General features: G+C 67.6%; 23 protein-coding genes. 14 read left to right on the top strand and 9 right to left on the bottom strand.

Annotated elements, in window-relative coordinates; genetic code table 11:
* Positions 1 to 2: 2 nt before the first annotated feature.
* Complete coding sequence (locus RMP06_RS08920) at positions 3 to 236, bottom strand: hypothetical protein (protein ID WP_310461422.1); 234 nt, start codon at positions 234 to 236, stop codon at positions 3 to 5.
* Positions 237 to 260: 24 nt separating this feature from the next.
* Here RMP06_RS08920 and RMP06_RS08915 point away from each other — a divergent pair, with 24 nt between their 5' ends.
* Complete coding sequence (locus RMP06_RS08915) at positions 261 to 1,847, top strand: ATP-binding protein (protein ID WP_310461421.1); 1,587 nt, start codon at positions 261 to 263, stop codon at positions 1,845 to 1,847.
* Here RMP06_RS08915 and RMP06_RS08910 read toward each other — a convergent pair.
* The 8 genes from RMP06_RS08910 to RMP06_RS08875 all read right to left on the bottom strand — a co-directional run bounded on the left by RMP06_RS08910 (position 1,837) and on the right by RMP06_RS08875 (position 11,619).
* The gene (locus tag RMP06_RS08910) at positions 1,837 to 3,210 is read right to left on the bottom strand and encodes an FGGY family carbohydrate kinase (protein ID WP_310461420.1); all 1,374 of its coding nucleotides are present in this window, start codon (positions 3,208 to 3,210) and stop codon (positions 1,837 to 1,839) included. The genes RMP06_RS08915 and RMP06_RS08910 overlap by 11 nt on opposite strands.
* 16 nt (positions 3,211 to 3,226) lie before the next feature.
* Positions 3,227 to 3,547, bottom strand: coding sequence for an L-rhamnose mutarotase (gene rhaM / locus RMP06_RS08905; RefSeq protein WP_310461419.1), 321 nt, complete (start codon positions 3,545 to 3,547; stop codon positions 3,227 to 3,229).
* Positions 3,544 to 4,521: an ABC transporter permease gene (locus RMP06_RS08900; RefSeq protein ID WP_310461418.1), complete on the bottom strand. Its 978-nt coding sequence runs from the start codon at positions 4,519 to 4,521 to the stop codon at positions 3,544 to 3,546. The genes rhaM and RMP06_RS08900 overlap by 4 nt, the downstream gene beginning before the upstream one ends.
* Positions 4,518 to 5,570: an ABC transporter permease gene (locus tag RMP06_RS08895; RefSeq protein WP_310461417.1), complete on the bottom strand. Its 1,053-nt coding sequence runs from the start codon at positions 5,568 to 5,570 to the stop codon at positions 4,518 to 4,520. The genes RMP06_RS08900 and RMP06_RS08895 overlap by 4 nt, the downstream gene beginning before the upstream one ends.
* Positions 5,567 to 7,126: a sugar ABC transporter ATP-binding protein gene (locus tag RMP06_RS08890; RefSeq protein WP_310461416.1), complete on the bottom strand. Its 1,560-nt coding sequence runs from the start codon at positions 7,124 to 7,126 to the stop codon at positions 5,567 to 5,569. Before RMP06_RS08890 ends, RMP06_RS08895 begins: the two co-directional genes overlap by 4 nt.
* Entirely contained in the window at positions 7,126 to 8,127 is a 1,002-nt protein-coding gene (gene rhaS, locus RMP06_RS08885) for a rhamnose ABC transporter substrate-binding protein (RefSeq protein WP_310461415.1), read from the bottom strand. The genes RMP06_RS08890 and rhaS overlap by 1 nt, the downstream gene beginning before the upstream one ends.
* A gap of 73 nt (positions 8,128 to 8,200) precedes the next feature.
* The gene (gene rhaI / locus RMP06_RS08880; RefSeq protein WP_310461414.1) at positions 8,201 to 9,490 is read right to left on the bottom strand and encodes an L-rhamnose catabolism isomerase; all 1,290 of its coding nucleotides are present in this window, start codon (positions 9,488 to 9,490) and stop codon (positions 8,201 to 8,203) included.
* Positions 9,491 to 9,519: 29 nt separating this feature from the next.
* Positions 9,520 to 11,619: a bifunctional rhamnulose-1-phosphate aldolase/short-chain dehydrogenase gene (locus RMP06_RS08875; RefSeq protein ID WP_409050134.1), complete on the bottom strand. Its 2,100-nt coding sequence runs from the start codon at positions 11,617 to 11,619 to the stop codon at positions 9,520 to 9,522.
* Between the two features lie 183 nt (positions 11,620 to 11,802).
* Here RMP06_RS08875 and RMP06_RS08870 point away from each other — a divergent pair, with 183 nt between their 5' ends.
* From RMP06_RS08870 to RMP06_RS08810, 13 genes are all read left to right on the top strand, one after another.
* Positions 11,803 to 12,738, top strand: a complete 936-nt coding sequence (locus RMP06_RS08870) for a LysR family transcriptional regulator (RefSeq protein WP_310461413.1) — start codon at positions 11,803 to 11,805, stop codon at positions 12,736 to 12,738.
* Positions 12,739 to 12,948: 210 nt separating this feature from the next.
* Entirely contained in the window at positions 12,949 to 13,098 is a 150-nt protein-coding gene (locus RMP06_RS08865; protein WP_310461412.1) for a hypothetical protein, read from the top strand.
* A 352-nt stretch (positions 13,099 to 13,450) separates the two neighbouring features.
* Entirely contained in the window at positions 13,451 to 13,663 is a 213-nt protein-coding gene (locus RMP06_RS08860; RefSeq protein WP_310461411.1) for a hypothetical protein, read from the top strand.
* Positions 13,664 to 13,814: 151 nt separating this feature from the next.
* A complete protein-coding gene (locus RMP06_RS08855; protein ID WP_310461410.1) occupies positions 13,815 to 14,384 on the top strand; it encodes a Pvc16 family protein in 570 nt (189 codons plus the stop codon).
* 1 nt (position 14,385) lies between these two features.
* Positions 14,386 to 15,390, top strand: coding sequence for a hypothetical protein (locus RMP06_RS08850; protein ID WP_310461409.1), 1,005 nt, complete (start codon positions 14,386 to 14,388; stop codon positions 15,388 to 15,390).
* A gap of 19 nt (positions 15,391 to 15,409) precedes the next feature.
* Complete coding sequence (locus tag RMP06_RS08845; RefSeq protein WP_310461408.1) at positions 15,410 to 16,795, top strand: phage tail sheath family protein; 1,386 nt, start codon at positions 15,410 to 15,412, stop codon at positions 16,793 to 16,795.
* Positions 16,796 to 16,835: 40 nt separating this feature from the next.
* Positions 16,836 to 17,270: a phage tail protein gene (locus RMP06_RS08840; protein WP_310461407.1), complete on the top strand. Its 435-nt coding sequence runs from the start codon at positions 16,836 to 16,838 to the stop codon at positions 17,268 to 17,270.
* Between the two features lie 23 nt (positions 17,271 to 17,293).
* Entirely contained in the window at positions 17,294 to 17,734 is a 441-nt protein-coding gene (locus tag RMP06_RS08835; RefSeq protein ID WP_310461406.1) for a phage tail protein, read from the top strand.
* 5 nt (positions 17,735 to 17,739) lie between these two features.
* On the top strand, positions 17,740 to 17,901 hold the full coding sequence (locus RMP06_RS08830) for a DUF5908 family protein (protein ID WP_310461405.1): 162 nt from the start codon (positions 17,740 to 17,742) through the stop codon (positions 17,899 to 17,901).
* Between the two features lie 3 nt (positions 17,902 to 17,904).
* Positions 17,905 to 18,573, top strand: coding sequence for a CIS tube protein (locus tag RMP06_RS08825; protein WP_310461404.1), 669 nt, complete (start codon positions 17,905 to 17,907; stop codon positions 18,571 to 18,573).
* A 6-nt stretch (positions 18,574 to 18,579) separates the two neighbouring features.
* Positions 18,580 to 20,319 carry a type VI secretion system tip protein VgrG gene (gene vgrG, locus RMP06_RS08820; protein WP_310461403.1) on the top strand — a complete coding sequence of 580 codons (1,740 nt, stop codon included), beginning with the start codon at positions 18,580 to 18,582 and terminating at the stop codon, positions 20,317 to 20,319.
* 20 nt (positions 20,320 to 20,339) lie between these two features.
* Entirely contained in the window at positions 20,340 to 20,777 is a 438-nt protein-coding gene (locus tag RMP06_RS08815; RefSeq protein WP_310461402.1) for a GPW/gp25 family protein, read from the top strand.
* Positions 20,778 to 20,779: 2 nt separating this feature from the next.
* Complete coding sequence (locus tag RMP06_RS08810; RefSeq protein ID WP_310461401.1) at positions 20,780 to 23,920, top strand: baseplate J/gp47 family protein; 3,141 nt, start codon at positions 20,780 to 20,782, stop codon at positions 23,918 to 23,920.
* Position 23,921 lies beyond the last annotated feature (1 nt).

Raw genomic sequence — 23,921 nt, 5'->3', positions numbered from 1 at the left:
GATCAGCCCGCGCAGCCACACAGGTTGCCGGCGTCGCGGTGGGCGCGGCGGTGCCAGAACTGGCGCACCGGGATTTCCGGGCATGGCACCGACGCCTCGACGATGGGCAGCAGGCCGTGGCGCGCCAGGTGTTGCTCGAAGACGTGCTGGCCGACCACGGGCACGGCGCACTGGCGGTCGATCTGCTGCCGCTGGTGCCCTTGCTGGACCAACGGCTCGGGGCGGCAACGCTTCACCGAGCCGACACTACACTGCGGGCCATGAGCACCGCCGCCCCCGCACTGCCACGCCGCAAGCTGCCCATCGGGCTGCAGACCCTCGCCAAGCTGCGGAGCGAGGGGTGCTACTACGTGGACAAATCGGGCATGGCGATCGACCTGATCGAATCAGGCACGTACTTCTTCCTCAGCCGCCCCCGGCGCTTCGGCAAGAGCCTGCTGGTGGACACCTTCAAGGAACTCTTCGAGGGCACCCAGGCGCTGTTCACCGGCCTGGCCGCCGAGACCCGCTGGGACTGGTCGCGCCGCTACCCGGTCATCCGGCTGAGTTTCTCCACCGGCGTCGCCCCCAAGGGAACCCGCCTCGGGCAGCGCATCCGGGAGAACCTGCGGGTCAACCGCGTGGCGCTCGGGCTGCCACTGCCGGAGGGTCTGCCCGAGGACGATCTGGCGGGCAACTTCGCCGACCTGATCCGCCAGGCGCATCTCAGCCGGGGCGAGCCGGTCGTGGTGCTGATCGACGAGTACGACAAGCCCATCCTCGACAACATCGACGACCCGGACGTGGCCCGCGCCATGCGCGATGGCCTGCGGGATCTCTACGCCACCCTCAAGGACAGCGACGAGCACCTGAAGTTCGTGTTCCTGACGGGCGTGACCAAGTTCAGCAAGGTCAGCCTGTTCTCGGGCCTGAACAACCTGCGCGACATCACGCTGGACGCCCGCTGGAGCGCGCTGTGCGGCTACACCGACCACGACATCGACACCGTCTTCGCGCCCGAGCTGCCGGGGCTGGACCGCGACGAGATCCGCCACTGGTACAACGGCTACAACTGGGGCGGCACCAGCGTCTACAACCCCTTCGATGCGCTGCTGCTGTTCGACAGCCGCCAGTTCAAGTCGTACTGGTTCGAGACCGGCACGCCCACCTTCCTGGTGCGGATGCTGACCGAACAGCAGTGGTTCACCCCGGATCTGGCTCGGCAGCAGGCGGACGAGTCGCTGTTGACGAGCTTCGAGGTCGAGCACATCGAACCGGCTGCGCTGCTGTTCCAGAGCGGTTACCTGACGCTGCGCGAAACCCGGCAGTTGCAGAACCGGGACGTGCTCTACACGCTGGGTTATCCGAACCGCGAGGTGGAGGTGAGCCTGAACCGGGTACTGCTGCCGAGCTATGGCATTCCCGAGCGGGTCGTGCTGCCGGCGCGGCTGTCGCTGATGGACGCGCTGTTCCAGGCGGACCTGCTGTCCATCGAGACCTCGCTGCGGGCGCTGTTCGCCAGCATCCCGAGCGACTGGTACAGGAAAAACCCGCTGGCAGGGTTCGAGGGGCACTACGCGAGCGTGTTCTACAGCCACCTGGCCGGGCTGGGGCTGGACCTGCGGGTCGAGGATGCGACCAACCACGGGCGCATCGACCTGACCGTGGTCCTGCCGGGGCAGGTCTTCCTGTTCGAGTTCAAGGTGGTGGCGGATGCGCCCGAGGGCCATGCGCTGCGGCAGATCCGCGAGAAGGGCTATGCCGAGAAGTACCTGGGCCAGGGATCCGCCGTGCATCTGATCGGCGTCGAGTTCAGCCGGACGGCGCGCAATGTCGTCGGCTTCGAGGTCGAGACGATCACGGGGTGAGCCGAGCAGCAGCGGCGGACGGCGGACTTCGGATGAGCTGGACCCGGGCACTGCTGCGGGTGTCGGCCAGGGCTGGCGCCTCGCAGCCGAGTTGCCACGCACCGCGAACCGTGCCTTCCAGGTCGTCGATCGACCGGCACAGCGGCCGATCCGGCCCCAGCAGCGCCGCCAGCGCGAGACCATAGGCGACATTGCCGGCCAGCGGTCCCTCCAGCACCACGGAGCCGCGCGGCGACAGGCGCCCGATCAGCGCGGCGCTGCGCTCGGCGCAATAGACGGCGGCCAGCGCCGGACGCAACCGCGCCGGCACCGCCAGCACGTCGTCCGACACCCGCTGGCCGCGGCACCAGAATTCGAACGCGGCTTCGGGCTGGTCACCGGGCAGCGGCCGGGCCTGCCAGCCGGCGTCCCGCAAGTCGGCCAGTGCGTCTTCCGTCGCCCAGGCTGGATCGGCGCCCGCGCACAGGTGGTCGAAATCCCGCCCGCCCATGAAGCGGGCGGTGGGCACAGGCCGGCCATTGACCGACACGTTGAACAGCTCGGCCGGCACGGGTGCCTCCTCCGGGCTGGCGGTGGTGGCGGTGGACATGGCGACGGTCCAGGTGCCCGTCGTCAGCAGCGTCGTGTCCGGCAACGACAGGTAGCGCACCAGGCAGGCGTTGCTGTCGTGGACCCCGCACAGCACGGCGCAGTCCGGCGAGAGTCCCCAGCGCGCCGCCAGTGCGGGCCGCAGCGTCCCCAGCACGTCACCGGCCCGGCGCAGCGGCGGGAACAGCGCGGCGATCCCGCTGCGTTCGGCCCAGTCAGAGAACCGCCCGGCCCACGGCGCCCAGAGCTGCGTGTGGCAGCCCAGCGACGACACCTCGCTCGCCGCCACGCCGCTGAGCCACCAGGCCCAGAACTGCGGGTACGGCAGCCAGTGGCGGATGCGCGCCCAGGCGGCGGGCTGCGTGCGCTGCAGCCAGAACAGTTGCAGCCCGGCGTTCAATCCGGCGGGCAGCGTCGGCGAGCCGGTGTGCGCGAACGGGTCGATCGCCTGCGCGAAGGCGGCGCGGTGGTCGCCGTAGCCGTCCCACTCGTAGTCGATCGGCGGCAGCACCAGCCCGGTGTCGTCGATGGCGCAGAAAGCGGCGCCGTGGGTGCTGATGCTGATGCGGGCAATGCGCTCGCGCTCGGGCAGGTCTGCGAGGCTGTCCAGCAGCCACTGCTGCAGCTGCGGCACGCCCAGCGCGGTGTAACCCGGCCCCGGCATCGGTGCATTGGCCTGCACGCGGCGCGCCAGCACCTCGCCGGCCGCATCGATCAGCACCAGCTTGGCGTTGCTCTTGCCGATGTCGAGCACCAGCGTATGCGACAAGGTCATGCGCAAGAACCCAAGGTCAGTCGAGGTGGAACAGGCACGGCATCGGTTCGGCCACGGGCGAGCCATCCGGGTTCGACTGCATGATGTCCTGCATGTGCTGCCACCAGCGTTGCATCACGGGGTGCTGCGGCAGCGTGTCCACCGTGTGGCCCGCCCGGCGGCGCAGCACGGCGAACAGCACACCCCGTGGCGCGTCCAGGAAGATGCTGTAGTCGCTCACCCCGCTGCCACGCAGCAGCTCGGCCAGCTCGGGCCAGATCGCGTCGTGGCGGCGCTGGTACTCGGCCTCGCAGCCGGGGTTCAGGAACATGCGGAAGGCGATCTTGTCGGTGGTCATGCGGTCACCCGTTGCGTCCTGGATCGCGTGAACAGCGTGAACCTCGGCAGCACCATCGCCACGATCAGCAGCACCCCGACGATCATCGACATCACGATGCCCGAGACGTTGAGCATCCCCAGCGCGAACGTGAAGCTGCCCAGCAGCACGGCCGCCAGCACGGTGCCCAGGATGCTGCCGCGCCCGCCCTCGATCGCCACACCGCCGAGGATGACGATCGTCACCGCATCCAGCTCCCAGCCCATCGCCAGGTTCGGCCGCGTGCTGCCGATGCGCCCGGTCAGCAGCACGGCTGCCAGCGCCGCCATCCCCCCGGCGAACAGGAACAGGCCCATCCGGTAGCGGTCCACCGCGATGCCGGAGAAACGCGAGGCGATCGGGTTGGCGCCGATGGCGTAGAGGCGCCGGCCGTGCAGCGTGCGGTGCAGGAACAGCCCCACCGCCAGCCCGGCCACCACCAGCACCGCGAACTCGATCGGCACGATCAGCGCCGGCACCCCGATCAGGTCGCCCACGCTGCCGTTGCCCCAGGTGCTGAGCCTCTCCGGGTAGCCGGTGATGGCCTGGTCGCCGAGGACCACCTGCGCGAGTCCCCGGTACAGCGACAGCGTGCCGATGGTGACGACGATCGCCGGCAGCTTCCAGCGCGTCACCAGCCAGCCGTTCAGCGCCCCGCACAGCAGCCCGGTCACCAGCGCCGCCAGCAGCATCAGCGGCAGCCCGGCCCCCGCCTGCATCGCGAAGCCCATCGCCAGCGAACACAGCGCCATCGTGGCCGCAATCGACAGGTCGATCTCGCCGGCCACCACCAGCAGCGCCATCGCCAGCGCGATCAGCGCCTTCTCGGAGAAGTTGTAGGTGCTGTCCGCCAGCGCGAACGGCGACAGGAAACCGTCGATGGTCAGCCCGAAGACGAGGTAGACGAGCGCGATCAGGGCGAGCAGCACACGCTCCCAGGTGTCGAGGGCCTTCATGCCGTGGCTCCTTGTGTCGAGGTTGCGGCGGGTGTGGCGGTGTGTTCGGGTGTGTGTTGAGGTGCATGCTCGGCGGTGGGTTCGAGGATCTGGCGCCCCGCCTGCTGGTGGCCACGGGCGTTCAGCACCACCGACACCAGGATCACGAAACCGGCGATGGCCTGCTGCCAGAACGGCGAGACCTGGATCACCGGCAGTGCCCCGTTGATGACGCCGATGAACAGCACGCCCAGCACCGCGCCGCTGACCGTGCCCACCCCGCCGCCGATGCTCACGCCGCCGATCACGCAGGCGGCGATCACCGTCAGTTCATACCCCGAGGCCAGCTCGGTGAACGCGATCGAGTAGCGCCCGACCCACAGCAGCCCCGCCAGCCCGGCGAGCAGGCCCGAGAGCGTGTAGGCCATCATCAGCCTGCCCGGCACCGGGATGCCGGCGTAGACCGCCGCCGACGGGTTGCCGCCGTAGGCGTACAGCTCGCGCCCTTCACGGCGCCAGCGCAGCAGCCAGAGCGTGAACGCCACCGCTGCCGCCGCGAACCACAGCAGCACCGGCAGCCCCAGCAGCGTCTCGCGTGGCAGGCCCTTGATGAGCGGGTGGATCTGGTGGTCCGACACCCACGCCCCGCCGCTGGCCACGAAGATCGCGCCGCGGTAGACCGACATCGTGCCCAGCGTGACCACGATCGACGGCAGATGGAAGCGCACGATCAGCCAGCCGTTCACCGCCCCCAGCGCCGCACCGATCCCGCAGGCCAGCACCAGCAGCCCCACCAGCGGTACCCCCGGCCACGCCCGCCCGACCAGCGCGCACAGCATCCCCGTCAGCGCCAGGTTCGACGCCACCGACAGATCGACCCCGCGGGTCAGCAGCACCAGCATCTGCCCCATCACCAGGATGGCGAGGATGGCCGAGTCGTTGCCGATGTCGAGCGCGTTGCGCCAGGTCAGGAACACCGGGGCACGGGCGCCGACCGCCAGCGCGATGGCCGCGATGATCGCCAGCAGCACCCATTCGCGGCGCAGGGAGAACGGAGAAGGTTTCGTCATGCGGTCACCGCGTGGTTCAGGCCCGAAGCGGCGGCCACGATCGTCTCGGCATCGGCCTGCCCCTGGGCGAATTCGCCGACCTGCCGCCCGCGCCGCATCACGACGACCCGGTGCGCCAGGTGCATCACCTCCGGCAGCTCCGACGACACCAGGACCACCGCCAGCCCCTCGGCCACCATCTCGGCGATGAGCTGGTAGACGGCCTGCTTGGCGCCGACGTCGATGCCCTTGGTCGGCTCGTCGAGGATGACGATGCGCGGGTTCAGCCCGAGCCACTTGGCGATGACCACCTTCTGCTGGTTGCCGCCCGACAGGCCCGACAACGGCGTGTCCTGCGAGGCGGTCTTGATGCGCAGCTGCTCGATCAGCCCTGCCGCCAGCGACTGCTCGCGCAGCGGCGACAGCCACGGGCCAAGCGACAGCGTGCCGCTCAGCCCGGTGCGCGGCCCGGCCAGTCCCGCCAGGCTGATGTTGTGCCGCACCGAGAACGGCAGGATGCCGCCCTGGCGCTGGCGTTCCTCGGGCACGTAGGCCAGCCCGGCCGCGATGGCGTCCCCCGGCTGGCGGATGTCGATGGCGTTGCCGCCGATGCGCACCTCGCCGCGGGCCGCCGGATTGAGTCCCATCAGGGCCAGCATCGCCTCGCTGCGCCCCGCGCCCACCAGCCCGTAGAAGCCCAGGATCTCGCCCCGGCGCAGCGCGAACGACAGGTCGGCGAACTCGGTCGGGTGCGTCAGCCCACGCACCTGCAGCACGACCTCGCCGGGCCGGTGCGGGATGGCGGGATAGATCTGGTCGATGGCGCGGCCGGCCATGAGCTTCACCAGCGCCGGCTCGTCCGCGTCGGCGATGCGCCCGCTGCCGACCGAGGCGCCGTCGCGCAGCACGACATAGCGGTCGGCCACGGCGAAGATCTCGTCGAACTTGTGCGTGATGAACAGCACCGCCACGCCCTGCGCCTTCAGGCCGCGCACGAGGCCGTAGAAATCGCGGATCTCGGCCTGCGACAGCGCGGCGGTCGGCTCGTCGAGGATGACGACCTTGGCCTGCTGCGACAGGGCGCGGGCGATCTCGATCAGGTGCCGCTGCGCCAGGCTCAACGCGCGCACCGGCGTGGTGGCCGCGAAGCCGGCGCCGACCTGGTCCAGCACCACCTGCGCCTCGCGGTTCATCGCCGCCCAGTCGATCACGCACAGGCTCGGAATGCCGCCGAGCAGGCGCATCGGCTGGCGGCCGATGAAGATGTTCTCGGCCGCGCTCAGCTCCTCGAACATCACGGTTTCCTGGTGCACGGCGACGATGCCCGCCGCCTGTGCCTCCTGTGCGCGGGCAAACCGCCGGGTCTGGCCCCCGATGCGGATCTCGCCCGCGTCGGGCTGGTACACGCCGGTCAGCGTCTTGACCAGCGTGGACTTGCCCGCGCCGTTCTCGCCGATGACCGCGAGCACCTCGCCGGGCACCAGGTCGAGGTCCACGCCCTTGAGCGCGTGGGTCGGGCCGAAGTGCTTGTGGATTCCGCGCAGCGTGAGCATGGGCATCGGCGTCGGCATGGACATCAGAAGATCTTGGCGAACTGCTCGACGTTGCTGGCGTCGTAGGTGAACGGCTCGGCCATCGCGCCTTCGAGGTTGGCGTCGAGCGTGGCGCTGCCGACACGGCCCAGCGAGATCTTTTCACCAGCGACGCCCTTGGCCTTGCCCGTCATGAAGGCGTGGACGGCGTGGATCGACGAATAGCCGAGGTCGATCGGGTTCCAGATCGCGAACGACTTGACCGCGCCGCTCTTCACATGCCCCGCCATTTCCGACGGCAGGCCCAGCCCGGTCACGAAGATCTGGCCGACCTTCTTCTCGTCCTGCACCGCCTTGGCCGCCGCCGCGATGCCCACCGTCGTCGGCGCCACGATGGCCTTCAGGTTCGGGTGGCTCTTGAACAGGCCCTGCGCTTCGCGGTAGCTCTTGTCGGTCTGGTCGTCGCCGTAGACGACGCTGACCAGCTTTAGCCCAGAGTAGGCGGGCTGGGCCAGCACCTTCTTCATCTCGGCGATCCAGATGTTCTGGTTGGTCGCCTGCGCGGTGGCCGACAGCACGGCGATTTCGCCCGTCTTGCCCGCCACCTGCTCGCTCATCTTGACCAGCTTCTCGCCGATCAGCGCGCTGTTCGACGGGTTCAACTGCATCAGGCGGCCTTCCTTCTTCACGCCCGAGTCGAAGGAGATGACCTTGATGCCCCGCGACATCGCCTTCTTCAGCGCCGGCACCAGCGCGTCCGGGTCATTCGCCGAGATGACGATGGCCTTGACGTTCTGCGCGATCAGCGAGTTGATGATCTCGATCTGGCCTTCGGCGGTCGCCTTGGCGGGGCCGGTGTAGATGATCTCGACGTCCTTGAGTTCTTTCGCGGCTTCGAGCGCCCCCTGGTGGGCGGCATCGAAGAAGCCGTTGCCCAGGCTCTTGACGACCAGGGCGATCTTGTCGGCGGCCATCGCCGGCGTGATCAGGCAGACCGACAGTGCGGCGGCGGCAACGAGCATGAAGGGGGTGGATCGAATGGTCATGGTGTCTCCTCTTTCGCATTGAGCGCCGCAGGACGCGGCGCGGGGGTGAAGCTTCGGGAAGGAATTCGGCTGTTCAGACGATGCCGCCGGAGCCGCCGACCACGGCCGGGCGGGCCTCGGCCATGCGCTGGCGGTAGCCGCTGGCCCGGTAGGCGCCGACCGGGTCGATCGCGCCGCCCGCGTCCAGCCGCACACGCTGCAGGATCGGCGTCACGTCGGTCTGGAAGCCGGCCTTGAGCAGGTGGGTCGCGGTCAGCGCGTCGCTGCATTCCTGTGCGGCGTCAAGCGCGGCGCGGTCCACCAGCAGCGCCTGCGCCAGACTGCGCTGCACCTGCACCGCGCTGGTCATCAGGCTCTCGATCGGGTCAGTGACGTTGTGGCTCTGGTCGAGCATGTAGGCCGGATCGAACGCCACGCCCTCGTGTGCGGCGGCCACCAGCTCGTTGAACACGAGGAACAACCGGTACGGCGACACCGAGCCGGCGTCGAGGTCGTCATCGCCGTACTTGCTGTCGTTGAAGTGGAAGCCGGCGAGCTTGCCCGCCGCGATCAGGCGGGCGACGATCAGCTCGATGTTGACGTTCGGCGCGTGGTGGCCGAGGTCCACGAGGCACTGCGCCTTCGGGCCGAGGCTGCTGGCCGCGAGGTAGCTGCTGCCCCAGTCCTGGATCACGGTGCTGTAGAACGCCGGCTCGCAGATCTTGTGCTCCAGCATCATCCGCCAGTCGTCGGGCAGCGCGGCGTAGATCTGGCGCGTGCTCTCCAGGTAGCGGTCGAAGGCACGGCGGAAGTGCTGCTGGCCGGGGAAGTTGCTGCCGTCGCCGACCCACACCGTCAGCGCCTTCGAGCCGAGCTGCTGGCCGATGGCGATGCACTCGATGTTGTGCGCCACGGCCTGCGCGCGGGTGGCGGCGTCGGTGTGCGTGAGGCTGCCGAACTTGTAGCTGTGCGCCTGGCCCTTCTGGTCGGAGAAGGTGTTGGAGTTCATCGCGTCGAACGCCAGGCCGTGGCTGGCCGCCGCCTGGCGTAGCTCCGACCAGTCGCTGCACTTGTCCCAGGGGATGTGCAGCGAGACGGTCGGCGTGGCGCGGGCGAGCTGCTGGATCACGCCGCAGTCCTGCAGCTTGTCGAAGACGTGGCGCGGCTCGCCCTGGCCGGGGAAGCGGGCGAAGCGCGTGCCGCCGGTGCCCACGCCCCAGCTCGGGATCGCCACGCCGAAGGCGGCGACCTGGGCGCGCACGGTCTCGATGTCCACGCCGCGCCGGGCGAGTTGTTCGCCCAGGTGCGCGTAGTCGTTGTGCAGGTGGCGCAGCAGCGGGGCGTTGTGCGCGGCGATCACGCCGGGGTCGATCAGGGTACTCATGGCGGTTCCTTGTCCGGAGGCTGCCGGGTTCAGCGCGTGAACGCGGCGAGGTTGCCAGCGTCCACGTTCAGGATGTTGCCGGTGCTCTTGGCGCTCAAATGTTCGGCGGCGAAGAAGTAGGTCGCCTCGGCGATGTCTTCGGGAAACACGCTGCGCTTGAGCATCGAGCGGTCGCGGTAGAAGGCTTCGAGGTCGCCCTCGTCGATCTTGTTGGCGGCAGCGCGTTCTTCGCTCCACTTGCCGGTCCAGATCTTCGAGCCCCGGATCACCGCGTCCGGGTTGACGACGTTCGAGCGGATGCCCAGCGGCGCGCCTTCGAGGGCGAAGCTGCGGCTCAACTGAATCTCGGCGGCCTTGGCGGCGCAGTAGGCGGTGGCCTGGTTGCTGGCGACCATGCCGTTCTTGCTGGCGATCATGACGATGCTGCCGCCCGTGCCCTGGGCCTTCATCTGCTTGAAGGCTTCGCGGGCGACGAGGAAGTAGCCGGTGGCCAGGATCGCCTGGTTGCGGTTCCAGAGTTCGAGCGTCGTTTCCTCGATCGGCGCCGCCGAGGCGATGCCGGCATTGCTGACAAGGATGTCCACGCCGCCGAACTCGACCGCTGCCCGGTCGAACGCGGCGATCACGCTGGCCTCGCTCGTCACGTCGCAGCGCACGCCGCGCACATGGTCCTTGCCATGCGCCTTGGCCAGCCCGGCGCCGACCGAGTCGAGCGCTTCCTGGTCGATGTCGGCCAGCACGACGCAGGCGCCTTCACCGAGCAGCCGCTTGGCGATGGCCTGACCGATGCCGCCCGCGCCACCCGTGACGAGTGCGACCTTGCCGACCAGCGGCTTCGGCTTGGGGCTTCGCTGCAGCTTGGCCTCTTCGAGCAGCCAGTATTCGATGTAGAAGGCTTCCTGCTCGGGCAGGCCAACGTACTGATCGACCGCGTTGGCCTCGCGCATCACGTTGATCGCGTTGACATAGAACTCGCCCGCGATGCGTGCCGTGGCCTTGTCCTTGGCGATCGTCACCATGCCGATGCGCGGCAGCAGGATCACCACCGGGTTCGGGTCGCGCAGCGCCGGGCTGGTCGGGCGCTTGCAACGCTCGTAATACGCACTGTAGTCGCTGCGGTAGCCGGCGAGCAGGTTTTGCAGCGCCGTCTTGAGCGCCACGCCGCCGAGTCGGTAGACGGCCTCCGGCACGATCAGCGGGCGGATCTTGGTGCGCAGGAAGTGGTCCGGGCACGAAGTCCCGAGCGCGGCCAGCGGCTCCAGATCGGCCGAGTTGACGAACTCCAGCACCTCGGGCGAGGTGTTCAGGTGCAGCAGCTTCGGCGCGCCTTCACCGGACAGGCCGCGCAGCACCGGCAGCACGCGGGCCAGCGTCGCCTGCTGGTCGTCTGCGGCCAGTGTCTCGAAGCGGGTGCCGCCGAAGACTTGCACGTTGCGGGCCACACGCTCCTGCGCCAGCCAGCTTTGCGCACGCTCGATCAGGTCCACCGTGTTCTCGTAGCAGGACTGGGCCGTGTCACCCCAACTGAACAGGCCGTGGCCGCCGAGCACGATGCCGCGCAGGCCTGGATGCGCCGCGTCGCAGGCGGCGAGTTGCTGGCCCAGCTCGTAGCCCGGCCGCAGCCAGGGCATCCAGCTGACCGTGCCCTCGAAGACCTGGCGCGTGATGGCGTCGGAATTCGCCATCGCGGCGATGGCGATCACGGCGTCCGGGTGCATGTGATCGACATGCGAATACGGCAGCGACGAGTGCAACGGCGTGTCGATCGAGGCGGCGCGGCTGTTGAGGTTGAAGGTGCAGTGCGGCAGGTAGCCGACCATCTCGTCCTCGTGTTCCAGGCCCCGGTACAGGCCCTTCAGCGCCCGCAGCTTGTCCATGTAGAGGGTGGAGAAGCCGTCGAGCTTCATCGAGCCGACGTCGCCGCCCGAGCCCTTGACCCACAGCACTTCGACGGACTCGCCGGTGAGCGGATCGGTCTGCCAGAGCTTGGCCGAGGTGTTGCCGCCGCCGTAGTTGGTGATGCGCAGGTCGGAGCCGAGCAGGTTCGAGCGGTAGAGCAGCAGGCCCGACGCATCGAGTGTGGCGGCACGGCTGTCGTCCCAGCGCGGGAAGGGAGTGGTGGTGTTCATGGAGCGCAAGCGTAGGCAGCATCACCTTCAGGGGCAATTGATGAAGTCTGATGCAGGCCATCAGGAAAACTGTATGTTCTGATGAACACCCCGCCACCGCAGTGCTGCTGCCCCGCGGGGAGGCGGGCAGCGCCGTCCTGTCTGCGGGAAAGTCCCCGATACGCCGAACGACGCCGGACCACCATGAAGCACCTGAATCTGCGCCACCTCCGCATCTTCGAGACCATTGCCAGTTGCGGCAGCTTCTCGCGGGCCGCCGAGCAGCTCGACATGAGCCAGCCGGCGGTGTCGATGCAGTTGCGTCAGCTCGAAACCGACCTCGGCACCGTGCTGTTCGAGCGCCCGCAACGCCAGCGGCTGACCGACGCCGGGCAGGAGTTGTTGCAACACGCCCGCGTGCTGCTGGCGCAGGCGCGGGCCGCCGAAGAGGCGATGGGCGCTTACGAGACGGCGACCGGCCAGCCCGACCAGCGTGGCGCGCGCGGGCTGCTGCACCTGGGGGTCGTGTCCACGGCGCACTATTTCGCGCCGCGCCTGCTCAACGAGTTCCACCGCCGCCACCCCGAGGTCCGGCTCAAGCTCACGGTGGCCAAGCGCAGCGAGGTGCTGGCGATGCTGCAGGAGCACCGGCTGGACATCGCCATCACCGGCTACCCGCCGTCCGAGGCCGACCTGGAAGCCGCCAGCTTCGCCCGCCACCCGCACTGCATCGTGGCGCACCCGGACCACCCGCTGGCCCTCCGCCGCGGGCTGGACTGGGCCGACCTGCGCGACGAGCACTTCATCTTCCGCGAGAGCGGCTCGGCCACGCGACAGTTCCTGGAGCACCTGCTGCAGTCGCAGTCCATCCAGGTGAAGCTGGGGATGGAGCTGGCCGGCAACGAGACGATCAAGCAGGCGGTGATGTGCGGCATGGGCATCAGCTTCCTGTCGGCGCACGCCTTTCAGGTCGAGCTGAACGCCGGGCTGATGGTCGTGCTCGACGTGAAGGACATGCCCAAGCACATCGACTGGTGTTTCCTGCAGCGCCGGGACACGGTGCTCACAGGCGTGAACGCGGCCTTCCGGCAGTTCATCTTCGAGGAGGGAGCGGCGCTGGCGGCGTGCAAGGTGATCTGATCCGTGGTGCGGCCCTGCGGCGCGCCCGCCCGCCAACCAGGCTCACGACTGAACCGCCCCGGGAATGGAGGGGGTAAGGGGGCGGCCCAGAATTCGGAATTCAAGAATGGCTGCGCACAACCAGCCTGGCCACTGTCGAGGATGAATGTTGAACAGCCAAGCCATGTCGGCGGTGGCCCGCTGCCCAGACCCGCAACTACACTGCTGGCCATGAGCACCGCCGCCGCCGTCGCACTGCCCCGCCGCAAGCTGCCCATCGGACTGCAGGCCCGTTCCGAAGGGCGGGGCGAGGGCTCCTGCTGCGTGGGCAAGTTCGGTCTCGCCGTCGCCCTGACCGAGTCCGGTGCCAGGGCGCAGTGACCTTGCCTGCACTTTCGTGTCTGGATCTGGAGCGAGGACAGGGCGGCCTTCTCTCGGCCGTGCATCAACAAGTTGGCAGTACCCTCAGCGCCATGCTCGTAGGGCGGTCAGGGTGGTTTCGAGAAGTGCCCTTTTGACCTGTATTTTGGCGAGACGGTGGATTGCGCAGACTACTCGGCCGTGGCCGCGATGAGCCAGGATTGAGCCGAGGTCTGCATCGGCAAAAGCGTCCCTAAAATTGTGGATGCCACTGCTTTCTGGGCTCTTTGCGATGCAAGGGATCCAAGCTACGCTGCAAGTGTTCCGCGCCCCGATGCGTCACGTCTCCAGTCACTTTCTCAGGGGGGCCTTCATGATCAAAATCGATGCGAATACCATGCGCAAAGTAACTCCACGGTTCATCGACCATCTGGCCGAGCGACAAAGTGCCATCACCAACGTGGTTGGTAAGGTTCTCACTGCCACGCTACAAATCTACTGGATCGATTCGCGTCTTCGCATCGCGCACTTTCTTCTGGCGCAGACCTGCTACGGAAGTGCCGAATTCTATAAGCGGATCCAGTAAAGAACTTCACTGAAGCCGCTTACTTCGACAGTTTCGCTACCGAATAGGCAGGCGAGGGGGTCTTTGCTGCGACCGAACATCCTTGCTGCGACTGAGCCCCCTAGAAACTAGGGTTTGTGTTGTTCCGCATACCTGCCTACAAGCCGAAATTGTGATCGACACCACCCTCTCCTTCCTGGCCGACGAGGTCAACGCCCATCTGCGCAAGCGCGCAGGCACGGACTTGGGTGCCGTCAGCGTGGGTGCGCTGTGCGACGACCGCGGGCTGTGGACGCAAGCGGTGGACACGACCCGGCTGACCCTCTTCCAGATCGACGAGGAACGCAGCACCCGCGAGCAACTGCCAGAGCGCACCCTCATCGGTGGGCGTGAAGTCGTGCTGCCGCCACCGCTCAAGCTCAACCTCGTGCTGCTGTTCGCGGGGCGGTTCCAGCAGTACGACCAGGCGCTGCGCACGCTGTCCCTGATCCTCGCCTTCTTCCAAGCGCGGCCGCTGTTCACGCCCGCCAGCAGCCCGGCCCTGCCCGAGGGCGTAGAGCGCGTCGCGATGGATCTGCTCAGCTATGGGCCGGAACAGATGAACCAGATGTGGGCCTGCCTCGGCGCCAAGCACCTGCCCTCGGTCGTCTACCGGCTGCGCATGGTCGTGCTGCAAGACCTGGAGCCGACCGGCACCGGCGCGCCGATCACGGTGATCGAAACAACGCTTGCAGGCAAGTGAAATGGCCCGCATCACCTTCCGCCCGCTCTGGACCGTCACGGTGCAGCACGGCTTTTTTGGCGGCGCCTGCGACGCCCTGGGCTTTGCCCTTCCACCTGCCACCGAGCGGGCCTTGGCCGGGGCACACGCCCTGCTGCGGGTGTTGGACGGTGCGCTGCATGTGCTGGTCGAAGTGGACGACGCCAACGACCCGCTGTCCGACTTGAGCGGTCTGCGCCTGCTGATCGCCCTGAAGCCGCACGAAGCCTCGTTCGACCTCATCACCACACCGCTGGGTTTACCGCGTGGCGATGTGGCGGTATGGGACAACACGGCCAACGTCAACGCCCTGGGCGGCCCGCGTGCAGTGCGCATCAGCGGCGAACAACTGCGGATTGAGCCACGCACCAGCGAGCGCCCTCTGACCCTGCGCCTGTTCGACGCCGCGAACACCCTGCAGGCGCAAACCGTCTTGAACGTTGGCGACGAAGCCTGGACCTTGCCGGGCCGCTACACCCACGGCGAATGGCGGGTTGAAGAACAGGGCGCAGGTCCAGCCGCCAGTTGGGCGCTGTGGGTCGAGCCTGGGTTGGTCAACGCTTGGGGCGTGCTGGCACTGGGCTTCGATGCGAGCCATCTCCCCGCTGGACAGGCCTTCACCTTGAGCTTCACCGCACGCAGCGACACCCTGCGCTATTACGTCGTCGCCCAGCGCTTCGGCCAAGTCGAGTTCGACAGCCTCAGCGTGCAAGACGCGGGCTTTGCCGCCGAGGCACGGCCTGCGCTGGTGTTCAACCGCATCGCGCCCGCCGCCTTCGACGCCAGCCATCTGGCCCCCGCCCTGCTCGACCCCAGTGGCAGCGCCCGCATCGCCCTGTTTGAAGCCCAGGCCACCGTGGCCCGCCGTGCGCGTGGCCCGGCGGGCTTGGAATTGCAACGCAACGGTGACGTGCTGATCGGCAATCTGCCGCAACCGGGTGCCGAGCGCCACGACGCGCAATTCGTCGTTCACCTCAGCCTCAGCTAATCCCTCAGGAGCACCGCTCATGCCGACCTACCGCACGCCTGACGTTTATGTCGAAGAGATTTCGACCTTCCCGCCCTCGGTGGCCGAGGTCGAGACCGCCATCCCCGCCTTCATCGGGTACACCGAAAAAGCGCAGAAGATCTTGGCGACTGACTTGCAAGGCAAGCCGACCAAAATCTACAGCTTTGCCGAATACCAGCAGTATTTCGGTGCGCCCGACGCGCCCGCCATTGCCATCACCCGCACGACGGTGTCGCCCGGCGTTATCACCACGACGGTCGTGCCGCCTGCGGTCGATCACCTGCTGTACTACGCCGTCAAGATGTTCTTCGACAACGGCGGGGGCAAGTGCTACATCACCTCGGTCGGCGACTATGTCGGCGCGATGGACATTGCCGAACTGACGGCCGGGCTGGGGGCGGTGGCGCTCGAAGACGAACCGACGATGCTGGTCTGCCCCGATGCCCTCAAGCTGGGCGGCACCGGCTACAACACGATGGCGCAGAACATGCTCGTCCAATGCGGCTCGCTGAAGGATCGCTTCGCCATCCTCGACCTGTTCGCCGGCAGCGTCGCCCAAGACAACGCGGCCTTGCTGGTCAACCGCGCCCGCGTCGGCAACAACAACCTCAAGTACGGCGCGCTCTACTACCCCGACCTGAAAACCAGCTTCAACCACTACCTCAAACCCGACGAAAGCAATGTGCTGGTCACCCTGGACGCTGGTGCCGCCGTGCCCCTGCAAGCCATCGGTGACCCCACCAGCGTGGCCTGGGACACCAGCCTCTACAACCTCATCAAGACCCTGCTGCTCGACCACTTCATCGTCGTGCCGCCCAGCGGCGCGGTGGCCGGGGTCTATGCCGCCGTCGATTCCTCGCGCGGCGTCTGGAAAGCCCCTGCCAATGTCGGCGTGGCGGATGTGGTGGAGCCGATGGTGAGGCTGGACAACGCCCACCAGGACGAGCTGAACGTCGATCCCACCACCGGCAAATCGATCAACGCCCTGCGTGCCTTCGCGGGCAAGGGCACCTTGGTCTGGGGTGCGCGCACGCTGGCGGGCAACGACAACGAATGGCGTTATGTGCCGGTGCGGCGCTTCTTCAATATGGTCGAGGAGTCGGTCAAGAAGAGCAGCTACTGGGCCGTCTTCGAGCCCAATGACGCGAACACCTGGGTCAAGGTGCGCGGCATGATCGAAAACTACCTGACGCAGAAGTGGCGCGAAGGCGCGCTGGCCGGAGCCACCACCAAGGACGCCTTCTTCGTCCGCTGCGGCCTGGGCACGACGATGAACGCGCAAGACATCCTGGAAGGCCGCATGCATGTCGAGATCGGCATGGCGGTCGTCCGCCCCGCTGAATTCATCATCCTGAAGTTCTCGCACAAGCTGCAAACCAGCTGAAAACGAACTGCCGCCCTGTTGATTCAACGGAGAAACGACCATGCCCCAGCAATATCCCGTCCCCGTCTTCCACTTCACCGTGCAGTGGGGTGGCAACCGCATCGGCTTTTCGGAAGTGAGTGGCCTGACGCAGGAAAACCAGGCCATCGAGTACCGCGACGGCTCCTTCCCGGAATACTCGTCGATCAAGATGCCCGGCCTGCGCAAGTTCAGCAACGTCACCATGAAACGCGGCATCGTCAAGGCCGACAACGACTTCTTCAAATGGCTGTCCACCATCAAGCTCAACCAGGTCGAGCGGCGCGATGTGGTGATCAGCCTGCTCAACGAAGAACACACGCCGGTGATGACCTGGAAGATCCACAACGCCTTCCCGGTCAAGGTGGAAGGGCCAGGGCTGAAGGCCAGCGGCAACGAGGTGGCGATCGAGTCGATCGAGATCGCGCACGAGGGCTTGGAACTGCAAAACGAATGACGCTGCGCTAGCGCCTCGCCACCATGTTCACGCCACCCGTTGGCTTCCACTTCAAGGTGGAAGTGCTGGGACTCACGCCTGTCGCCGACGACCTGCGCTTTGTCGAGGTCGGGGGTCTCGCCATCGAGGTCACGACCGAGGAGTTGGCCGAGGGCGGCGAGAACCGCTTTGTCCAGCGCTACCCCGGCCGCGCCAAGTACGGCGATCTGGTGCTCAAGCGCGGGCTGCTCAAGGGCAGCGAGGTGTGGAAGTGGGCGCAAAAAAGCATTGAGGATCTCGACATCGACCCGCACGATGTCAACGTCACCCTGCTGAACGAGAAGCACGAGCCGCTGATGACCTGGCATCTGGTCGGGGCCTTCCCAGTCAAGTGGTCGATCTCGGATTTGAACGCCACGGCCAACGCCTTTGTGGTCGAGACGCTGACCCTTTCGTACCGCTACTTCCGTCGCAATGAAAGTTGACCGCCATGCCCATCCTGATTGACGAAATCGTGATCCAGGTCGAGGTCAGCAATGTGGCCGGTGGCGGCACGTCCACCCCGCCTGCGCCTGGCACCGACAAGCAGGCGCTGGTGGCCGAATGTGTCGAGCGCGTGCTGGACATCCTGCGCCAGCAGAAAGAGGCCTGAGTCGTGGCCACCGGTCAGCTCAACAAACTGCTGGTGCGGGCGTACTCGACGCCCGACTATGCCGAGGCCAATCTGGTCGGCACCTTCACGGCCTATGTGAACCCGAACGAGATCACCATCGCCTACGAGATGGAGTACGACGCGGCCCAGGGCTCGGGCACGACTGGCAGCCGGATGGATTTCAAGAAGGTCAAGCCGGGCGACATGTCGCTGGCCTTCTTCCTCGACGGGACGGGGGCCAATGGCGTCAAGATCAATGTGCAGGAGCAGGTCGAAAAGTTCCAGACCATCACCGGCTACAACGGCGACATCCACCGCCCCAACTACCTCAAGATCGCCTGGGGCACGGTCCAGATCAAGCGTTGCGTGCTCAAGAGCGCGTCCATCGCCTACAAGCTGTTCAAGCCCGATGGCACGCCGCTGCGCGCCACCATCAGTGCCGTCTTTGTGGACGCCGTGGCCGACCAGACCCGGGTGGCGCTGGCACAGGATCAGTCGCCCGATCTGACCCATGTGCGCGTGCTGCGCGCCGGCGAAACCTTGGCCGGGCTGTGCGAGCAAATCTATGGCGACCCGGGCCTGTATCTGAAGGTGGCGCGCGCCAACAAGTTGAACGGACTTCGCCATCTGCCGGCAGGCACGCGCGTGCGCTTCCCGCCCTTGCAAAAGTAAGCCGCCATGCCCGCCGAACGCACCCTACCCATCGCCGCCGAGCACCGCGAGTTCACCGTCAAGGTGGACGGCGAGGCCGTGCCGCGCGAGCATGCCCTGCAGGCGCTCAGCGTCACGGCCGCCGCCAACCGCATCGGCTCGGCACGGTTGACGTACGTGGACGGCGCGGCGGGCCAGGGTGACTTTCCCTTGAGCAACAAACCGCTGTTCGCGCCCGGCGCGGCGGTGGAGATTTCGGCCGGGGCCGGGTCGAACCAAGCCATCGTGTTCAAAGGCATCGTCACCGGCATCCGGCTGAAAGTGCGCGAGGCCTCGCCAAGCACCCTGGTCGTCGAATGCCGCCACGCCGCGAGCCGCTTGACCCTGGTGCGCCGCAGCGCCAACTTCTTCGACAAGACCGATGGCGATGCGATGGAGTCCCTGCTCGGCGCGGCCGGTGTCAGCGGCGACGTGGACAGCACCAGCGTCACGCACAAGCAGTTGGTGCAGCACGATTGCAGCGACTGGGATTTCATCAACGCCCGCGCGGCGGCCAACGGGCTCCTGGTGCTGACCCGCGGGGCCGATCTAGCCATCAAGAAACCCGAGATCGCCGGTGCCGCCGCCGAGTTGCGCTTCGGTGCGACCTTGCTGGAGATCGACGCCGAGGTCGATGGCCGCGCGCAAGCCACCGCCGTGAAGGTGCTGACCTGGCACGCGGCCGACCAGGCGGTGACCACGACCGATGGCGAGCCCCTCGCCTTCAAGCCCCCCGGCAACTTCGACCCCGACACCGTCGCCAACGGCGCAGGTGCCGACGCACTCTTGCTGCGCCACGCCGCGCTCGACGATGCCGAAGCCACGGCGCTGGCCGCCGCCGCCTGGCAGACCACGCGGCTTGATCTGGTCAGCGGGCGCGTGAAGTGCGCGGGCATCGCCACCCTCCTGCCCGGCGACACCGTCAAGCTCAGCGGCGTCGGCGAGCGCTTTTCGGGCGACGTGCTCATCAGCGGCGTGCGCCACGAGTTCGACACCACCGGCGGCTGGAAAACGCATCTGCAATTCGGCGGTACTGCGCCCGACCCCGCCCTGCGCGAGCGCCTGCAAAGCCACCGCACCGCCGCCCTGCTGGCACCTGTGGCGGGCCTGCAAGCGGGTGTGGTGACCGACAACGAAGACCCCGAGGGCGAGTTCCGCGTGCGCGTGATGCTGCCCCTGGTGGTGGACGGCGATGACGGCGTATGGGCGCGCGTGGCGGCCGTCGATGCGGGATCGGATCGCGGCTTTTTCTTCCGCCCCGAGGTTGGCGACGAGGTGCTGGTCGGTTTTCTGGATGACGACCCGCGTCAGCCGGTGATCCTGGGCATGCTGCACAGCAGCGCCATGGCCGCGCCGCTGTCGCCCAGCAATGACAACCCGCAAAAAGGCTACAAGAGCCGCAGCGGCATCCAGTTGCTGTTCGACGACGAGAAAAAAATCGTCACCCTGCTCACGCCCGGTGGCAACAGCCTGGTGCTCGACGACGCCGCCAAGGGCATCACCATCAAGGACCAGAACGGCAACAAGATCGTGCTGGGCAGCGACGGCATCGTCATCGAGAGCAGCAAGGCGCTGAGCCTGAAGTCGGGCACCGAGGGCAAGTTCGAGGCTGGCACCTTGATGGACGTGAAGGCCGGCACGGCGCTGACTTGCGAGGGCACGGCCAGCAACGACATCAAGAGCGGCGGCGTGGTCAAGGTGGCCGGCTCGGCCATCCAGCTCGGGTAGACCACGGAGCAAACAACACCATGGCCACGTTCGACGACCACCCCAATTTTCTCGGCCGCGGCTTTGCCTTTCCGCCCAGCTTTGCGGGCGGGCAGGTGGCGATGGTCGAAGACGAGGTGGACATCCATCAAAGCCTGCAAATCCTCTTCGGCACCCTGCCCGGCGAGCGCGTCTTGCAGCCGCAGTTCGGGCTCGACATGACGCCCCTGCTGTTCGAGCCGCTGACCACCACCTTGCGCACCCTGCTGATCGACCGCATCACCACCACCCTGCTGGTCCACGAGCCGCGCATCCGCGTGATCGAGCTGGTGGTGGACGACAGCGAGGCCCTGCAAGGCCTGCTGCAAATCCGGCTCGACTACAGCGTGCGCAGCACCAACAGCCGCTTCAACCTCGTCTACCCCTACTACCTGGGCGACGCCAACGAGCTGCGCGACCGCGTGCTGCCGGGAGCCTGATGATGGCAAGCCCTGACCCCATCACCACGGCCCTGATCGCCGAGCTGGGCTGCGCCCAGCCCGAGCGCGACGCCGCCGCCCGCGACCCCGCCAGCGCGCCGCTGGACGACCGCGATGCCGACGGCCTGCTGAACAGCCTGCGCGCCTTGGCTCCGCTGATCCGTTTCTACGCCAGCAACCCCGCCACGGCGACCGGAAACTGGCTGCCCTATCTGCCGGCCGGTAGCATCGCTGCGCTGGATGCCCTGGCCCAAGGGACGGCCAACAACGCTGCCGGTGGCGTCGCCCCGCACCACGCGCTGATCCTGGCCTTTTTGCGTCAGCTCGCCCGCCCGCAGGCCCTGCTGAACCAGTTCACGGCCGAGCATTTGCAGTTCCAGATGCAGCAGGTGCTGGGCTTCAAGCCGCTGCCGCCGCGGCCGGATCGCGCGCACGTGATTTTGGAGCTGAAGAAGGGCGCCGCTCCGCTGGCCATCACCCCGGCCGAACGCTTCACGGCGGGCAAGGACGCGCTGAAGGTCGAGCAGTTGTTCGCGCCACGGCGCAGCACGGTGGTGGGCCATGCACAGGTCGTGCGGTTGGCGAGCGTGGTACGCGATGGCCCGCGCTTGTTGTTCGCGCCGGTCGCCAATTCCGCCGATGGCCTGGGCGCACCGCTGGACAAGACCGCGCCGCGCTGGCCGCCCTTCGGCCGCAGCAGCCTGCCGCCGGCGCCGATCGGCTTTGCCCTCGCGTCATCGGTCCTGCGGCTGGCCGAGGGCGAGCGCAGCATCAGCTTGAAATTGCGCGTCGGCGGCTGGCCCACCGGACTCACCGCCGCCGCCTTCGCTACCAGCTTCGAGGCGCATCTGAGTGGCCCCGCAGGCTGGCTCGGGCCGCTGTCGATGACGGCCAGCCTGGCGGCCGATCTGCTGACCTTGACCATCCCGATCACCTCCGGCGTGGCGGCCATCGTCGATCACGACCCTGCCGTCCACCTGCACGACTTCCCGGCCAGCCTGCCGGTCATCCAGTGCCTGCTCAAACCCGATGCCGCGCTGGGCTATGGCGCGCTGGCCTCCATCACCCTGGCCAACGCGCAAGTTGCCGTTGCCGTCACCGGCCTGCGCGGCCTGCTGCTGGAGAGCGACGAGGCCACGCTCAGCCCCAAGAAGGCGTTTTTGCCCTTCGGCCCGCAGCCGGTGGTGGGTTCGCGATTTTATGTCGGCTGCGCCGAGGCGCTGGGCAAACCGCTGACGTCGATGACGCTCAACATCAATTGGCAGGGCGCGCCTGCCGACCTGTCCGCCCACTACGCCCACTACAGCAAGGTCGCGCAGATGCGCAACGGCATCGGGGCCACGGCCACCTGGCGCGATGTGGCCGGTGCCTCGCACACGTCCAGCACCGTCACCCTGCTGCCGCGCCTGGCCGTGCCCCTGACGCAGATCACGATCAACGCCAGCGGGGCGATCAACAGCACACCCACGCCCGCCACGCAAAACCTGGCGCTGCACGCCAGCGGCAGTGCCAAAGCGCATCAGCGCGCCGAGTTCCGCGAACGGGCGCAGCCGGTGCACCGCCGCTCCAAAGCCAGCGCTTTGGGCGAGCACAGCCGCTTCGGCGGCACCCCCGCTTTTTCGGACACGGCTGCGGCCACCGCACGCGCTGGTTTCGTCACCCTGAGCCTGGTCGAAAGCCTGCTGCACAGCGACTTCCGCCGCGAGGCGCTGGAAGCCGCCCTGCCTCCGGCCGACATTGAGGCCCGCAAGACCTTTGTGCCGACCCTGCTCAACGAGCCCTACACGCCCAAGATCCAGGAGATCACGCTCGACTACGCGGCGCAAAGCGACGCCAGCCGCATCGCCGACCCGGCGCTTTCGGCGCTGACCGACACCGATGTACAGTTCTTTCAGATCGATGCCCTGGGCTTGGCACGCGAGCAGGCCTGGCTGACGCTCAGCCGCCCCTGGGCACCGCAGGCCGCCGTCAACCTTCTGCCCGCGCACCCGGCGGCGGCCGAGCTGATGATCGGCCTCAGCAGCGTCAACGCGGGCGACTCGGTCAGCCTGTTGCTGCAACTGGCCGAGGGCAGTGCCGACCCGCTGGCCGTCACGCAAAAGCTGCAATGGGCCGTGCTGGCCGACAACGCCTGGCGCGCCCTCGTGCCCGGCGAGCTGGCGTTGGACACCACCAGCGATCTGCGCCGCAGCGGCCTCGTCGCCTGCGTCCTGCCCAAGGAGACGACCACCACCAACAGCCGCGCGCCGACCGGCCTGGTCTGGCTGCGCGCCAGCACCCCGGCCGAGCCCAAAGGCAACGCAAAAGCGGCCTGCGATGTGATCGGCGTTTTTGCCAACGCGCTGGAGGTGCAGTTCATCGATCAGAGCAACGACCCGCAACGCCTGAAATCTCCGCTACCCGCCGCCCGCATCACCAGGCTCAAGACTCCGCTGCCCGCCATCAAGTCCATCGCCCAGCCCTTTGCGTCCTTCGGTGGCGCGCTGATCGAAAGCGATGCCGCCCTGGCCCGTCGCGCGTCGGAGCGCCTGCGCCACCGCGACCGGGCCATCACGCCCTGGGACATCGAGCGCCTGGTGCTGCAAGCCTTTCCGGCCGTCTACCGCGCCAAGTGCATCCCGCACGCCAACAGCACGGCAAGCGGAACCTCGTGGCTGGCGGCCGGGCATTTCATGGTGGTGGTCGTGCCCGATCTGCGCCATATGAATGCCATCGATCCACTGCGGCCCCGTGTGGATCTGGACACCCTGACCCGCATCCGCGAGCACCTCCTGGCCCGCGTCGGCCCGCAGACGCAGGTCCATGTGCGCAACCCCGGCTACCGGGCGGTGCAGGTCGATTTCAAGGTGCGGTTGCGGGCAGAGAACGGCCTGGGCTTCAACTTCTTGCAGCCGCAGATTGACTTGGCCTTGCGGCAGGCACTGTCGCCGTGGGCGTTTGATGGAACGACGACCTTGGGCTTCGGTGGCCGAGTCTTGCGCTCCGCCTTGCTCGATTTCGTTGAAGACCTGCCCGATGTCGACTTCGTCACCGACTTCCGCCTGAGCCTGGAAGGTTCGCGCGAGGACGTGGCCGAGATCGTGCCGGATGCGCCTGATGTGATTCTCGTCTCAGCCGCGCGGCACCGCATTGAGGAGCTTTGAG

Source organism: Sphaerotilus sp. (assembly GCF_031429695.1).
In the GTDB taxonomy this organism is placed as follows: domain Bacteria; phylum Pseudomonadota; class Gammaproteobacteria; order Burkholderiales; family Burkholderiaceae_C; genus Sphaerotilus.
Note: the sequence above shows the minus strand (reverse complement) of the source record. Positions and strands in the feature narration are given on the sequence as shown.